This window comes from Pseudomonas sp. KH_017 (genome assembly GCF_057840285.1).
Genome location: NZ_CM174509.1, coordinates 4,776,053 through 4,791,169, shown reverse-complemented (window position 1 = coordinate 4,791,169; position 15,117 = coordinate 4,776,053). Strand labels below are relative to the sequence as shown.

Genomic DNA, 15,117 nt, shown 5'->3' with positions numbered 1-15,117 from the left:
TCCAGGGAATGCTCATGGACACCAAATTGCTCGATATCCTCGCTTGCCCGATCTGCAAAGGCCCGCTCAAGCTCAGCGCCGACAAGACCGAGCTGATCAGCAAGGGCGCAGGCCTGGCCTACCCGATTCGCGACGGCATCCCGGTGATGCTCGAATCCGAAGCACGCACCCTGACCACCGACGAGCGCCTGGATAAATGACCACAGCCTTTACCGTCGTCATTCCATCGCGTTACGCCTCCACCCGCCTGCCGGGTAAGCCGATGCTGCTGATCGCCGGCAAGCCGATGATCCAGCACGTCTGGGAACAGGCGAGCAAAAGCAGCGCCGAGCGGGTGGTGGTGGCCACCGACGACGCGCGCATCGTCGAAGCCTGCAAAGGCTTTGGTGCCGAAGTGGTGCTGACCCGTGAAGATCACAACTCCGGCACCGATCGCCTGGCCGAAGTCGCGATGAAACTGGGCCTGGCGCCCGACGCCATCGTGGTCAACGTCCAGGGTGACGAGCCGCTGATCCCGCCGAGCGTGATCGATCAGGTCGCCGCCAACCTGGCCGCTCACGCCGAAGCGCGCATGGCCACCCTGGCCGAGCCGATCGAAGACGCGGAAACCCTGTTCAATCCCAACGTGGTCAAGGTCGTCAGCGACCTCAATGGCCTGGCGCTGACGTTCAGCCGTTCCACCTTGCCCTGGGCGCGGGATGCATTCGCCGTGAACCCTGAGCAGTTGCCGGAAGGTGTGCCGTACCGCCGCCATATCGGCATCTATGCCTACCGCGCCGGTTTCCTGCAGGATTTCGTCAGCTGGGGTCCATGCTGGCTGGAAAACACCGAGTGCCTGGAACAGCTGCGTGCCCTGTGGCATGGCGTGCGGATCCACGTGGCCGACGCACTGATCGCGCCGCCAGCCGGTGTCGATACCGTTGAAGACCTAGAGCGCGTTCGTCGCCTGCTGGAGGCGTGATGCGGGTTCTGTTTGTCTGCCTGGGCAACATCTGCCGCTCTCCCACGGCCGAAGGCGTGCTGCGGCATAAGTTGCGTGAGGCGGGGCTGGCCGACCAGGTCGAAGTCGCTTCCGCCGGCACCGGTGACTGGCATGTCGGCAAGGCGCCGGACCAGCGCAGTCAGGCCGCGGCGAAGCTGCGCGGTTATGACCTGTCCGCCCAGCGCGCCCGGCAAGTCAGCCGTGCCGATTTCGTCACCTACGACCTGATCCTGGCGATGGACAACAGCAATCTGCGCAACCTCAAGGCCTTGCAACCGGCCAAGGGCAAGGCCGAGTTGGATCTGTTCCTGCGTCGCTATCAGTCGGACGTCGATGAGGTCCCGGACCCGTATTACGACGGCGACCAAGGCTTCGAACAGGTGTTGGACCTGATCGAGCGCGCCAGTGATTTGCTGGTGATCGAATTGAAGGGACGGTTATGAGTTTGCAGGTTCGGTCGCAGGTTTCGCTCAAGCCGTTCAACAGCTTTGGCGTGGATGTCCAGGCCCGGTTGTTTGCCGAGGCCCATAGCGACGCCGATGTGCGCGAAGCACTGGCCTATGGGCTGGAACACGAGGTGCCGGTGCTGGTGATCGGCGGCGGCAGCAACCTGCTGCTGACGGCGGATATCGATTCGCTGGTGCTGCGCATGGCCACCCGCGGGACTCGCGTGCTGAGCGATGACGGCAGCAAAGTGGTGATCGAGGCCGAGGCCGGTGAGCCCTGGCATCCCTTTGTGCAACACACACTGTCCCAGGGACTGTCCGGCCTGGAAAACCTCAGCCTGATTCCCGGCACCGTCGGCGCAGCGCCAATGCAGAACATCGGCGCTTATGGCGTCGAGATCAAGGACGTGTTCGCCGGCCTGACCGCCCTCGATCGCCAGACCGGCGAACTGCGTGACTTCACACTGCAAGAGTGCAACTTCGCTTACCGCGACAGCCTGTTCAAGCAAGAGCCAGGGCGTTGGTTGATCCTGCGTGTGCGTTTCGCCCTCGACCGTGCCGCGCATCTGCACCTGGAATACGGCCCGGTGCGTCAGCGCCTGACCGAACAAGGTATCGAGCATCCGACCGCCAGCGATGTCAGCCAGGCCATTTGCAGCATCCGCAATGAAAAACTCCCGGACCCGGCCGTACTCGGCAATGCCGGCAGCTTCTTCAAGAACCCTTTGGTGTCGGTGGCGCTGGCTGCACGGCTCAAGGGCGAATACCCGGACCTGGTGGCCTATGCGCAACCCGACGGGCAGATGAAGCTGGCCGCCGGTTGGTTGATCGAGCGGGCAGGGTGGAAGGGTTTCCGTGAGGCTGACGCTGGCGTGCATAAATTGCAGGCGCTGGTGCTGGTCAACTATGGCGGCGCGACGGGCCTGCAACTGCTGAACCTGGCGCAGCGCATCCAGAAAGACATTTTCGAGCGTTTCCATGTCGATCTGGAAATGGAGCCGAACCGGTATTGAGCTAAGCTTTCAAGGCGGATCAAAAAGCCCTGCACGATGTTTATTGTGCAGGGCTTTTTTGTTAATGCTCGGTTAACTTAGTCAGCTAACGATGCACACTCTTGTTCCACCAAAGGCCCGGTGCAGACCGATTGCGTCCGCATAAGAGAGCCCTTTAGCCTGAGTCGATCTGCGTGCGACCCACCGAGATCCAGCGGCAGATTGCTCGACCCCATAACTCAAGACCTATGCGGGCGTGCCCATGATTACCCTGAAACTCAATGGTCAAGACCATCAACTCGACGTCACCGAGGACATGCCGCTGCTCTGGGCGATCCGCGACGTGGCCGGTTACAACGGCACCAAATTCGGCTGCGGCATGGGCCTGTGCGGGGCCTGCACCATTCATATCGAAGGGGCTCCGGCACGCAGTTGCATCACGCCCATCGGCTCCGTCGCCGGGCAAAATGTCAGCACTATCGACAACCTGCACGCCGACCCGATCGGCAAGGTCGTGCAGCAAGCCTGGCTCGACACGGCAGTGGCTCAATGCGGCTTCTGCCAGGGCGGGCAAATCATGTCGGCGACGGCGCTGCTCAAGACCAATCCGAATCCGAGCGACGAGCAGATCGAAGAAGCCATGGTCGGCAACATCTGCCGCTGCGGCACCTACAACCGCATCAAGACCGCGATCCGCCAGGCCTCCACTCACCTGAAGGAGGCCAAGGCATGAGCCAGTTACCGAATGATTTCGCCCTGAGCAATCTCAGTCGCCGTGGTTTTCTCAAGGGCGTGGGGGCGACCGGTGCGCTGGTGGTCGCCGCGAGTTGGGGCTGGCAAGACGCTTTTGCCGGAGAAAAAGACAAGAAGTTCGGCGCCGACGGTATGCCCCACGGCTGGGTCGACGATCCGAAAGTCTATGTGAGCATCGCCGCCGATGGCACGGTGACCGTGATCTGCAACCGCTCGGAGATGGGCCAGGGCGTGCGCACCAGCTTGACCATGGTGGTGGCCGATGAATTGGAAGCCGACTGGGCGATGGTCAAAGTGCAGCAGGCCCCCGGCGATGAAGTGCGCTTCGGCAACCAGGACACCGACGGCTCGCGCAGCATGCGTCACTGGTACGAGCCGATGCGTCGCTGCGGTGCCGCCGCGCGGACCATGCTCGAACAGGCCGCCGCCGCGCAATGGAAAGTGCCGGTCGGTGAATGCCATGCGCAATTGCACAAGGTTGTCCATGAGCCTTCTGGCCGCGAAATCGGATATGGCGCCCTGGCCTTCGCCGCAAGCGAGTTGCCGGTACCGGCCCGCGACAGCCTGAAGCTCAAGCAACCGACGGAATTTCGTTACATCGGCAAGGAAGGCACCAAGGCCATCGACGGTGAAGACATCGTCAACGGCCGTGCGGTGTACGGCGCCGACGTGCATTTCGACGGCATGCTGTACGCGACCATTGCGCGGCCCGCGGTGTATGGCGGCAAGGTCAAAAGCTTCGATGGCAGCGCAGCAATGAAAGTCCCCGGCGTGGTCAAGGTGCTGCAGATCGAAAGCCGGCCTTTGCCTTCGGAGTTCCAGCCGCTGGGCGGCATCGCCGTGGTGGCGAGCAATACCTGGGCGGCGATCAAGGGCCGCGAGGCACTGAAAATCGAGTGGGACGACGGCCCCAATGCCAGCTACGACTCGATTGCCTATCGCAAGGAACTGGAAGCCGCCTCGCTCAAGCCCGGCAAGGTGGTGCGCAATGCCGGCAACATCGACCAGGCCATGGCCAGCGCCGATAGCACCCTGGAAGCCTCCTACTACTTGCCGCATCTGTCACAGTCGCCGATGGAGCCGATGGTCGCCATTGCGCGGTTCAAGGACGGTGCGTGTGAAGCCTGGGGGCCAAGCCAGGCGCCGCAGGTCTCTCGGGAACGGATCGGTGAGCGCCTGGGCCTGCCGTTCGACAAAGTCACCTTTAACGTGACCCTGCTGGGGGGCGGATTCGGGCGCAAGTCCAAGCCTGACTTCATCATCGAAGCCGCCATCCTCGCCAAGGAGTTCCCCGGCAAAGCGGTGCAGGTGCAATGGACCCGCGAAGACGACATCCACTGTTCCTACTTCCACACCGTGTCGGTCGAATACCTCAAGGCCAGCCTGAACAAGGATGGCCTGCCGTCCGGCTGGTTGCACCGTACGGTGGCGCCGAGCATCACCGCGTTGTTTGCGCCGGGCATGAACCATGAGGCGGCGTTCGAACTGGGCATGGGGTTCACCAACATGGCCTATGCGATCCCCAACATTCGCCTGGAGAACCCCGAGGCCACGGTGCATACCCGGGTGGGTTGGTATCGCTCGGTGTCGAATATTCCCCATGGCTTCGCGATCCAGAGTTTTATCGACGAACTGGCGCACAAGGCCGGGCAGGACCCACTCAAGTACCAGATCAGATTGCTCGGTCCGGACCGTCAGATCGATCCGCGCACCTTGAGTGAAGAGTGGAACTACGGCGAATCACCCGAGCGTTATCCGATCGACACCGCGCGCCTGCGCACGGTACTGGAGACCGCCGCCAAAGCCGCCGGTTGGGGGCGTGAGTTGCCCAAGGGGCGCGGTCTGGGCCTGGCGGTGCATTACAGCTTCGTGACGTATGTGGCGGCGGTGATCGAGGTGGAGGTCAAAGACGATGGCACACTGGTGGTGCACAAGGCCGACATCGCCGTCGATTGCGGACCACAGATCAACCCCGAGCGGATTCGCGCACAATTCGAAGGTGCCTGCGTCATGGGCCTGGGTAATGCGGTGCTGGGGGAAATCAGCTTCAAGGGCGGCAAGGTCCAGCAGGATAACTTTCACATGTACGAGGTAGCGCGCATGTCCCTGGCGCCAAAAGAAGTGGCCGTGCATCTGGTGACGCCGCCGGGCAACGTCCCATTGGGCGGTGTGGGTGAGCCGGGCGTGCCACCGATTGCTCCAGCACTGTGCAATGCAATCTTTGCTGCCACCGGCAAACGCATCCGCAATCTTCCGGTTCGTTATCAGCTGTCGGACTGGCAGAAGGCTGGCGCCTGATGGACAGCGCCGATCTGAACGTCCTGCGCAGCGTGTTGCAATGGCATCGCGCCGGTCAGCGGGTGGTGTTGTACAGCGTGGTCGAAACCTGGGGCACTGCGCCCCGGGCACCCGGCGCCATGCTGGCCTTGCGTGAAGACGGCATGGTGATTGGTTCGGTTTCCGGCGGGTGTGTCGAAGATGACTTGATCGCCCGGCTGCACGACGGGCGCCTCGCGCTTGACGGGCCGCCGGTGCAATTGATCACCTACGGCGTGACCCGTGAGGAAGCCGCACGTTTCGGCTTGCCCTGCGGTGGCACCTTGCGCTTGACCGAGGAGCGTATCGACGATGGGGATTGGGTCGAGCAATTGCTCGCCCGATGCGAGGCCCATGAAATCGTTGCGCGCGAACTGAACCTGGTCACCGGTAGAGTGCTTTTGCAGCCGGCCAATAAAGCTGACGTGTTGACGCTCGACGGACAGACCTTGCGGGCGATCTATGGCCCGCGCTGGCGCTTGCTGCTGATCGGCGCGGGGCAGCTGTCGCGCTATGTGGCGGAAATGGCCCGGCTGCTGGATTTCGAGGTGTTGATTTGTGATCCGCGCAGCGAGTTCGTCTACGGCTGGGAGGAACAGCACGGACGATTTGTTTCGGGCATGCCGGATGAGGCGGTATTGAACATCCAGACCGATGAACGCACGGCCATCGTGGCCTTGACCCATGATCCGCGTCTGGACGACATGGCGCTGCTCACTGCCCTGGATTCCAGGGCTTTTTACGTCGGGGCGCTGGGATCGCGGGTCAACAGCCAGAAGCGCCGGGAAAACCTGGCTCAACTGGGTTTGTCGCAATCGGCGATTGACCGCTTGCATGGTCCGATCGGTTTGCACATTGGCAGTCATAATCCTGCGGAAATTGCCTTGTCGCTCATGGCGGAAATCGTGGCGGTCAAAAATGGCGTCGAACTGAAGCAGAAGAAAGCCGTGCGGGAGAGCGTATGAGCGAGACCATTGGCGTCGTCGTACTGGCGGCGGGGCAGGGCAGTCGGTTTCGTCAGGTGGCGGGTGCCGAAAAGGATAAATTGGTGGCCGATTGCACCGGGCGTGACGGCGTGGTGCGGTCCGTCATCGAGCACACGTTGATCAACCTGCCGGCGACGCTGGACAAACGTGTATTGGTAACCACTGCTGACCGCCCGCAAGTGGTTCGCATGGCTCAGGCCTATGGTTGCGAGATTGTACTGATCGAATCGACGGGAATGGGCGACAGCATTGCCGCGGGAGTCGTTGCCTGCAAGCAACTCGATGGCTGGCTAATGGTGCTGGGGGATATGCCGTTCATCCTGCCATCCAGTATCGAGCAAGTGGTGGCGGGTATTGGTGATGACAGTATCAGCGTGCCCGTGCAGGGCGGCGAGTACGGGCATCCGGTCGGGTTCGGGCGGGACTTCGCTGCGGGGTTGATGGCGTTGTCGGGGGATCGCGGTGCCAAACCGCTGTTCGCCCAAGGGCGGGTGGTTGAAGTGACCGTGAATGATCCTGGTGTGGTGTGGGATGTGGATGTACCTGAGGCGTTGGTCTTCAAGTAGTTCCGGAGGTGATCCCCTGTGGGAGCGGGCTTGCTCCGGGCGGCGATCCGACGAAGACGGCCTGGCAGTCAACTGAGATGTTGGATGATCCACCGCCTTCGCGAGCAAGCCCGCTCCCACAAGGGATTGCTGTGAAGTCCGGATATAAAAAAGCCCCGCCTGGGATCACCAGGCGGGGCTTTTTAATGGCCGATGGAATCAGACGAGAGGTTTAGGCTCGTGTTCTTTTTCCTGGGCTTGCTCGTGTTGCTCTACCGCTTCCTGAACGGAGCGCGGTGCTTCGTGGATCACCGACTCAGCTGGCTCGGCAGCCACTTCAGCGGCCGGGGCAGGGGCTGCCTCAACCACTTCAGCGGCAACCGGTGCAGGCTCGGCAGCAACAGCCACTTCAGTCGGAGCCGCAGCGGCAGCCAGTTCAGCTTCCTTCTGCAGACGCTCGGCTTCACGCTTGCGACGACGCACTTCACGTGGGTCGTTAGGCGCACGGCCACTTGGCGTCAGGGCGCTGACAGGAGCGGCTTCGACTACCGGTGCAGGTGCTTCGGCAACGACCGGCGCTTCTACGGCTGGCGCTTCAACCACCGGCGCTGGAGCAGGTTCCGCGGCGGCAACCACCGGTTCGGAAACCATGGCTTCAGCCACCTGAGGTTCAGCAACGGGTGCAGCGGCTTCAGCGACGGCTGGTTCGGCAACCCAGTTGAATGCGGTTTGCTCTTCGCGAACTTCACGCACGGTTTCAGTCACGGTTTCAACAACCGCTTCTGCAACCACGGCAGGTTCTTCAACCACTGGAGTCGGCTCGGCAGCCGCTTCAACAACAGTCTGAGCCTCAGGCGCTGACGCCACTTCGATTTCCGGCGAGGCGGTGACTTCGACCGGGGTGGTCGCTTCAACGACTGGCGCTTCAACCGGAGCTGCTTCCAGGGTCGCGGCAGTGGCGCGTTCGGCTTGCACATTGGCTTCAGCTTCAGCTGGAGCGCTAATCACGCTGCTGGCAACGGCTGCGGTGACAGCCAGGCCGGCGGCCAGGTCGGCAACGCTTGGTGCTTCAGCGTTTTCGCCGGACTCGGACTCTTCCGAACCCTCGATCACGTTGCCGTTGGCGTCACGCTGACGCTCGCGACGGTTGCTGCGACGACGCTGACCACGGGAGCGGCGGCGTGGACGATCGCCTTCGGCGCCTTCCTGACCGTCTTCCTGCAGTTGCTCTTCGTTGGTGACCAGTTCTTCTTCAGTGGCGGCTGCGGCAGCTTGTTCGGCGCGTGGCTGACGTTCTTCACGCGGTGGGCGTGGAGCGCGTTCTTCACGTGGCTGGCGAGCTGGACGCTCTTCAGCCGTAGCAGCCGTAGCAGCCGTAGCAGCAGCCGGAGCGGCGGCCGGAGCAGCCGGAGCGGCATCCAGAGGTTCGCGCAGTTCACGAACGCGCTCTTCACGCTCGCCACGTGGCTTGCGATCTTCACGCGGAGCGCGCGGTGCACGTTCTTCACGAGGAGCGCGTGGTGCGCGTTCTTCGCGGGCTACTGCCGGAGTTTCTTCGCGGGTCTCGCGCGGTTCGCGCACTTCCCGTGGCTGACGCTCTTCACGCGGCTCACGTGGTGCGCGTTCTTCACGCGGTGCACGCTCTTCGCGAGGCTTGCGCTCTTCATCGCGGCGACCGTTACGGTTGCGGCTCTGCTGGCGACCGCTGCGACGCTCTTCGTTGCGCGCCGGACGCTCGGCGGCAGGTTTTTCAACCACAACCGGAGCGGCAGGCTCTTCCTTGGTGGCGAACAGGCTCACCAGCGACTTCACCAGGCCTTTGAACAGGCTTGGCTCCGGTACGGCGACCGGGGCTGGGGCTGGAGCGGCAACTTCGGTCGGCACCGGAGCGTTGGCGCGGGCCGGGGCCGTTTTGACCGCGGCTTCCTGGCGAACCAGGGTGCGGGTCGCAGCGGCTGGCTGGACTTCTTCGACTTCGGCAGCGGCAGCGGCGATTTCGTAGCTGGACTGGTTGATCGCGGCTTCCGGGCTGTCATCACGCAGGCGCTGCACTTCGAAATGCGGCGTTTCGAGGTGATCGTTCGGCAGGATGACGATGCGGGCGCGGGTGCGCAGTTCGATCTTGGTGATCGAGTTGCGTTTTTCGTTGAGCAGGAACGCCGCCACCGGGATCGGCACTTGTGCACGAACTTCGGCGGTACGGTCTTTCAGGGCTTCTTCTTCGATCAGGCGCAGGATCGCCAGGGACAGCGATTCAACGTCACGGATGATGCCGGTGCCGTTGCAACGCGGGCAGACGATGCCGCTGCTTTCGCCCAGGGATGGACGCAGGCGCTGACGGGACATTTCCAGCAGGCCGAAGCGCGAAATGCGACCGACTTGCACGCGAGCGCGGTCGGCTTCCAGGCATTCGCGGACTTTCTCTTCCACGGCGCGCTGGTTCTTGGCAGGGGTCATGTCGATGAAGTCGATGACAATCAGGCCGCCGATGTCGCGCAGGCGCAACTGACGGGCGATTTCCTCGGCCGCTTCAAGGTTGGTTTGCAGTGCGGTTTCTTCGATGTCGCTGCCTTTGGTGGCGCGCGCCGAGTTGATGTCGATGGACACCAGGGCTTCGGTCGGATCGATAACGATGGAGCCGCCGGAAGGCAGTTCGACAACGCGCTGGAAAGCGGTTTCGATCTGGCTTTCGATCTGGAAACGGTTGAACAGCGGAACGCTGTCTTCGTACAGCTTGATCTTGCTGGCGTACTGCGGCATCACCTGGCGGATGAAGGTCAGGGCTTCGTCCTGGGCTTCAACGCTGTCGATCAGCACTTCGCCGATGTCCTGGCGCAGGTAGTCGCGGATCGCGCGGATGATCACGTTGCTTTCCTGGTAGATCAGGAACGGCGCGGCGCGGTCCAGCGAGGCTTCCTTGATCGCGGTCCACAGTTGCAGCAGGTAGTCGAGGTCCCACTGCATTTCTTCGCTGCTACGGCCCAGGCCGGCAGTGCGCACGATCAGGCCCATGTCGGCCGGGGCAACCAGGCCGTTCAGGGCTTCACGCAGTTCGTTGCGCTCTTCGCCTTCGATGCGACGGGAGATACCGCCGGCACGCGGGTTGTTCGGCATCAGCACCAGGTAACGACCGGCCAGGCTGATGAAGGTGGTCAGGGCGGCGCCCTTGTTGCCACGTTCTTCTTTTTCGACCTGAACGATGACTTCCTGGCCTTCGCTCAGGACGTCCTTGATGTTGACGCGACCTTCCGGGGCTTTCTTGAAGTATTCGCGGGAGATTTCTTTGAGGGGCAGGAAGCCGTGGCGCTCAGAGCCGAAATCGACAAAGGCAGCCTCGAGGCTTGGTTCGATGCGAGTAATCCGGCCTTTATAGATGTTGGCCTTCTTCTGCTCGCGTGCACCGGATTCGATGTCCAGGTCGTAGAGGCGCTGGCCATCTACCAGTGCAACACGCAACTCTTCGGGTTGAGTTGCGTTAATCAGCATTCTTTTCATGTAGTACCGTCGGTTTCCGGGCTGCCGGAAACGGCGTTCGGCACACACGACTTCTCACGGTCGGTGTCAGGTGCGTCGGGAGTGGTTGGCCATTTCCCGTGTCCAGCGAAGTCCGGCCAATGTGGGCCTTCATCGCGACGTACGCGTCCTGCTTGCTGTGGCTACTTAAGCACTCAGTCAGGAGGAGGAATCAACCAGCGGCTGTGGACGAGATGAAGCGTCTTGAGAAAGCCTGTTGCTACACAGTCCGGCGGTTGTGCATCTCCACCCTACACGTATCCCTGATAATTCGGGTGCTGCCGCGCGCAGAATCCGCAGCGGGTTGGCATTTACCGTGAGCTCCGATAGGGGAGGTCACGCATCATGGCTAATTTAGGCGTTGTTTCCGATGCCTTCGCTCGGGGTCATTCGCAACTGACTGCACTTTGTGAACTGGCCGTGAATATGGCTCGCAAAACGAGTGGAAAACTCTGCTTTGTGGCGTGATTCAGGCCTCATGTCACCTGCGCTCGTTACACCTGCGAACTCCACCGTTACGTAGCGAAAGCCCCGTAGGACGGCCTCGCGTCCTGGTGAATTGCGTTGGTCAGGGCCGGTTTTTGACCGTTGGTCCGCTGTCCAGGCCGCTTTTGGCGACGTTCGCGACTATAGCAGCAATGATTAAGTGCTTCAATTCCATAAAAAATTGTTATCATCCGCGGCATGACGACGACTACCCCCCCGACTCCAAGCGTACAACTGCTTGAGGTCTCGCCGGAATATGCCGGCCAGCGTATTGATAATTTCCTTCTCGCCCGACTCAAAGGCGTGCCCAAGACCTTGATTTACCGCATTTTGCGCAAGGGCGAAGTGCGTGTGAACAAAGGTCGGATCAAGCCCGAGTACAAGCTGCAGGCGGGCGATATCGTGCGCGTGCCGCCGGTTCGCGTGCCCGAGCGCGACGAGCCGGTGCCACTGGCACAAGGCCTGCTGCAGCGGCTCGAAGCCTCGATTGTCTTCGAAGACAAGGCGCTGATCGTGATCAACAAGCCTTGCGGCATCGCCGTTCACGGCGGCAGCGGCTTGAATTACGGAGTCATCGAAGCCTTTCGTCAGTTGCGTCCCGATTGCAAGGAGCTCGAGCTGGTTCATCGTCTCGACCGTGACACCTCCGGCCTGCTGATGATCGCCAAGAAGCGCAGCATGCTGCGTCACTTGCACACAGCCTTGCGCGGTGATGGCGTTGATAAGCGCTATATGGCGCTGGTTCGCGGTAACTGGGCATCCTCGATCAAGCAAGTTCGAGCGTCGCTCGGCAAGAGCAATCTGCGCTCCGGTGAACGTATGGTCGAGGTCGACGAGGAGGAGGGCAAAGAGTCTGTGACCGTGTTCAAGGTCCTGCGTCGCTTTGGCGACTTTGCCACCCTGATTGAAGCCAAGCCGATCACTGGCCGCACTCACCAGATCCGCGTCCACACGTTGCACGCCGGGCACTGCATTGCCGGCGACACCAAGTACGGCGATGACGATTTCAGTAAGGAAATCCGTGATCTGGGTGGCAAGCGCCTGTTCCTGCACGCCTACATGCTGACCGTGCCGCTTCCCGATGGCGGTGAGCTGAAGCTGCAAGCGCCGGTCGACGAGATGTGGGCCAAAACCGTGGAGCGATTGAGTGCGCCCATCTGATTACAAGCTACTGATCTTTGATTGGGACGGCACCCTGGCTGATTCCATTGGCCGGATTGTCGAGGCGATGCACGTTGCCTCGCAGCGTTCCGGTTTTGAGCGGCGCGATGATCTGGCCGTCAAGGGCATCATCGGCCTGGGCTTGCCGGAAGCGATCCGCACCCTGTACCCCGAAATCGATGATGCCGAGCTGATCGCGTTCCGTGAGCACTATGCTGAGCATTACATTGCGTCGGAGGCTGTGCCTTCGCCGCTGTTCGAGGGTGTGGTCGAGTCGCTCGAGGCGTTTCGTGCCGAGGGCTATCATCTGGCTGTGGCGACCGGCAAGGCCCGTCGCGGGCTGGATCGGGTGTTGAAGTCCCATGGCTGGGAGAATTACTTCGATATCACCCGCGCTGCCGACGAGACCGCCAGCAAGCCCCATCCGCTGATGCTCGAGCAGATTCTCGCGCATTGCGAGGTTCGCCCGGAGCAGGCGTTGATGGTCGGTGATTCGTCCTTTGATTTGCAGATGGCGCGCAACGCCGGCATGGGCTCGGTGGCCGTTAGTTATGGCGCTCAATCGATCGATGCGTTGAAGTTGTATGAGCCGCGACTGGCCATCGACCGTTTTTCAGAATTGCATGCCTGGCTCAGTCAGCGGGCTTAACCGGTTGTATTTGGGGTGGATGGCATGGCCGACGAATGGAAGGCGCCCGCCAAGGCGAGCGCAGAGAGCGGTGACGACAAGAGCTGGAAGCTGCTGGAAAAGACGCTGCTGGCCAGCGTGCAGGAGCAGCGCCGTTCCCGTCGCTGGGGGATATTCTTCAAGTTACTGGCTTTTGTGTATCTGTTTGGCGCAATTGCCCTGTTTTCGCCGCTGATGGATATGGAGAAGGCCGCTACCCTCAGTGCCAATTACACGGCGTTGATCGATGTGACAGGCATGATTGCCGACAAGGAGCCGGCCAGCGCAGACAATATCGTTGGCAGCCTGCGCGCGGCTTTCGAGGACAAGAAGGTCAAGGGCGTCATCCTGCGCATCAACAGCCCGGGCGGCAGTCCGGTGCAGTCGGGTTATGTGTATGACGAGATCCGTCGTCTGCGCGGCCTGCACCCGGATATCAAGCTCTATGCGGTCATTTCCGACCTGGGGGCTTCCGGCGCTTACTACATCGCCAGCGCGGCGGATCAGATCTACGCCGACAAGGCGAGCCTGGTCGGCTCCATCGGTGTGACGGCAGCCGGTTATGGTTTTGTCGGTACCATGGAGAAGCTGGGAGTCGAGCGTCGTACCTACACCTCTGGCGAGCACAAGTCGTTCCTCGATCCGTTCCAGCCACAGAAGCCGGAAGAAACCGCCTTCTGGCAGGGCGTGCTCGATACGACCCACAAGCAGTTCATCAGCAGCGTCAAGCAGGGCCGTGGCGATCGCCTGAAGGACAAGGAGCATCCGGAGCTGTTCTCCGGCCTGGTCTGGTCCGGCGAGCAGGCGCTGCCATTGGGGTTGATCGATGGGTTGGGTAATGCCAGTTCGGTTGCGCGGGATGTGATCGGCGAGAAAGAGTTGGTGGACTTCACCGTTCAGGAGTCGCCATTCGATCGCTTCTCGAAAAAACTCGGTGCCAGCGTGGCTGAGCATTTGGCGATGTGGATGGGCTTTAACGGTCCGTCGTTGCGCTGATTCTGAAGTGACATGAAAAACCGGCCTGCGTGGCCGGTTTTTTAGTATTGAGATTCAAGGAACCTGTACGCCTTCAGTCAATAACATGTCGATCAGGCGAATCAGCGGCAGGCCGATCAAGCTGGTGGCGTCAGGTCCCTCGGTGCTGCGAAACAGGCTGACCCCCAGGCCTTCGGCCTTGAAGCTGCCTGCGCAGTCGTAGGGTTGCTCGGCGTGCAGGTAGCGTTCGATTCGGGTCGCATCAAGTGTGCGCATGTGTACGGTGAACGGCACGCAGTCGACCTGGCAGTGCCCGGTCTGGCTGTTGAGCAGGGCCAGGCCGGTCAGGAACGTCACGCTGGCGCCGCTGGCGGCCAGCAGTTGTTCGCGGGCTTTTTCGAGCGTGTGGGGCTTGCCGATAATCCGGTTTTCCAGCACGGCAACCTGGTCGGAGCCGATTATCAGATGAGCGGTATGGCTGTCGGCCAGGGCGCGCGCTTTCTCTTCGGCGAGGCGCTTGACCAGTTCGGTGGCGGATTCGCCCGGGCGATGGCTTTCGTCGATATCCGGCGAGCTGCAAGTGAATGGCAGTTGCAGGCGGGTCAGTAATTCCCGGCGATAGACCGAGCCAGAAGCGAGTAATAAAGGCAGCATGCGCATCTCCAGAAGGCAGGTGCGAATTCTAGCGGGGCTTCCAAGTGACGGACAGGGCTGAATTTCCTTTGACATGGGCGGGGGCATCCCTATAATGCTGCGCCTATGTTGAATGACCCGATTCCACCTCACGTTGACCCGCGCAAATTGGCTGATCGTGGCACCACCCTTCAAGGTGAAATGCTGCTGGCCGATTTGGAGAGACTCTGCGACCCGCTTTCCGACAATGTCGGTACGGTGCAGGCTAAATTCGTTTTTGAACGAGATGAACGTAAATCTGTGGTCATCCACAGCTTTATCGACACTGAAGTCAAAATGGTTTGCCAGCGTTGTCTTGAGCTGGTCACCCTGCCGATCCACAGCGAATGCAGTTACGCCGTGGTGAAGGAGGGTGCGAATACCCAGTCGTTGCCGAAAGGTTATGACGTGCTGGAACTGGGCGAAGATCCTTTGGATCTGCAGTCACTGATCGAGGAGGAGCTTCTGCTTGCCTTGCCCATTGTGCCTGCTCATCATCCGGAAGAATGCCAGCAGCCGGCGGGTCTCGATGAGCCCGAACCGAGCGAGGACGAGGTAACGCGGTCCAACCCGTTCAGTGTATTGGCGCAGTTAAAGCGTGACCCAAACGTTTAGGAGTTAAT

14 protein-coding genes are annotated in these 15,117 nt (G+C 61.3%); 12 read left to right on the top strand and 2 right to left on the bottom strand.

Features of this window, described 5'->3' with window-relative positions; all coding sequences use genetic code 11:
- Nucleotides 1–14 precede the first annotated feature (14 nt).
- From AC3IT6_RS21720 to AC3IT6_RS21685, 8 genes are all read left to right on the top strand, one after another.
- Nucleotides 15–200, top strand: coding sequence for a Trm112 family protein (locus tag AC3IT6_RS21720; protein ID WP_003174668.1), 186 nt, complete (start codon nucleotides 15–17; stop codon nucleotides 198–200).
- Nucleotides 197–961: a 3-deoxy-manno-octulosonate cytidylyltransferase gene (gene kdsB, locus AC3IT6_RS21715; RefSeq protein WP_150754002.1), complete on the top strand. Its 765-nt coding sequence runs from the start codon at nucleotides 197–199 to the stop codon at nucleotides 959–961. The genes AC3IT6_RS21720 and kdsB overlap by 4 nt, the downstream gene beginning before the upstream one ends.
- Nucleotides 961–1,425 carry a low molecular weight protein-tyrosine-phosphatase gene (locus tag AC3IT6_RS21710; RefSeq protein ID WP_458370232.1) on the top strand — a complete coding sequence of 155 codons (465 nt, stop codon included), beginning with the start codon at nucleotides 961–963 and terminating at the stop codon, nucleotides 1,423–1,425. The genes kdsB and AC3IT6_RS21710 overlap by 1 nt, the downstream gene beginning before the upstream one ends.
- On the top strand, nucleotides 1,422–2,441 hold the full coding sequence (murB, locus tag AC3IT6_RS21705) for a UDP-N-acetylmuramate dehydrogenase (protein WP_489352679.1): 1,020 nt from the start codon (nucleotides 1,422–1,424) through the stop codon (nucleotides 2,439–2,441). The genes AC3IT6_RS21710 and murB overlap by 4 nt, the downstream gene beginning before the upstream one ends.
- A gap of 241 nt (nucleotides 2,442–2,682) precedes the next feature.
- Nucleotides 2,683–3,153, top strand: coding sequence for a (2Fe-2S)-binding protein (locus AC3IT6_RS21700; RefSeq protein WP_150753999.1), 471 nt, complete (start codon nucleotides 2,683–2,685; stop codon nucleotides 3,151–3,153).
- Nucleotides 3,150–5,471: a xanthine dehydrogenase family protein molybdopterin-binding subunit gene (locus AC3IT6_RS21695; protein WP_489352676.1), complete on the top strand. Its 2,322-nt coding sequence runs from the start codon at nucleotides 3,150–3,152 to the stop codon at nucleotides 5,469–5,471. The genes AC3IT6_RS21700 and AC3IT6_RS21695 overlap by 4 nt, the downstream gene beginning before the upstream one ends.
- Nucleotides 5,471–6,454: an XdhC family protein gene (locus AC3IT6_RS21690; protein ID WP_489352674.1), complete on the top strand. Its 984-nt coding sequence runs from the start codon at nucleotides 5,471–5,473 to the stop codon at nucleotides 6,452–6,454. Before AC3IT6_RS21695 ends, AC3IT6_RS21690 begins: the two co-directional genes overlap by 1 nt.
- Entirely contained in the window at nucleotides 6,451–7,041 is a 591-nt protein-coding gene (locus tag AC3IT6_RS21685) for a nucleotidyltransferase family protein (RefSeq protein ID WP_489352672.1), read from the top strand. The genes AC3IT6_RS21690 and AC3IT6_RS21685 overlap by 4 nt, the downstream gene beginning before the upstream one ends.
- A 198-nt stretch (nucleotides 7,042–7,239) precedes the next feature.
- Here the strand turns inward: AC3IT6_RS21685 and rne are convergent, their stop codons facing one another.
- On the bottom strand, nucleotides 7,240–10,515 hold the full coding sequence (rne, locus tag AC3IT6_RS21680; RefSeq protein WP_489352670.1) for a ribonuclease E: 3,276 nt from the start codon (nucleotides 10,513–10,515) through the stop codon (nucleotides 7,240–7,242).
- 702 nt (nucleotides 10,516–11,217) lie between these two features.
- Here rne and rluC point away from each other — a divergent pair.
- From rluC to AC3IT6_RS21665, 3 genes are read left to right on the top strand one after another with little or no spacing between them, the layout of a single operon-like run.
- On the top strand, nucleotides 11,218–12,180 hold the full coding sequence (gene rluC, locus AC3IT6_RS21675; RefSeq protein WP_046037476.1) for a 23S rRNA pseudouridine(955/2504/2580) synthase RluC: 963 nt from the start codon (nucleotides 11,218–11,220) through the stop codon (nucleotides 12,178–12,180).
- Nucleotides 12,167–12,829, top strand: a complete 663-nt coding sequence (locus AC3IT6_RS21670; RefSeq protein WP_150753994.1) for an HAD-IA family hydrolase — start codon at nucleotides 12,167–12,169, stop codon at nucleotides 12,827–12,829. Before rluC ends, AC3IT6_RS21670 begins: the two co-directional genes overlap by 14 nt.
- Before the next feature lie 24 nt (nucleotides 12,830–12,853).
- Nucleotides 12,854–13,843: a S49 family peptidase gene (locus AC3IT6_RS21665; protein ID WP_489352667.1), complete on the top strand. Its 990-nt coding sequence runs from the start codon at nucleotides 12,854–12,856 to the stop codon at nucleotides 13,841–13,843.
- A 54-nt stretch (nucleotides 13,844–13,897) separates the two neighbouring features.
- On the opposite strand, the gene AC3IT6_RS21660 is transcribed toward AC3IT6_RS21665, so the two are convergent.
- On the bottom strand, nucleotides 13,898–14,476 hold the full coding sequence (locus tag AC3IT6_RS21660) for a Maf family protein (RefSeq protein ID WP_489352665.1): 579 nt from the start codon (nucleotides 14,474–14,476) through the stop codon (nucleotides 13,898–13,900).
- Nucleotides 14,477–14,581: 105 nt separating this feature from the next.
- On the opposite strand from AC3IT6_RS21660, the gene AC3IT6_RS21655 reads away from it, so the two are divergent.
- Complete coding sequence (locus tag AC3IT6_RS21655) at nucleotides 14,582–15,109, top strand: YceD family protein (protein ID WP_008050439.1); 528 nt, start codon at nucleotides 14,582–14,584, stop codon at nucleotides 15,107–15,109.
- Nucleotides 15,110–15,117: the final 8 nt, after the last annotated feature.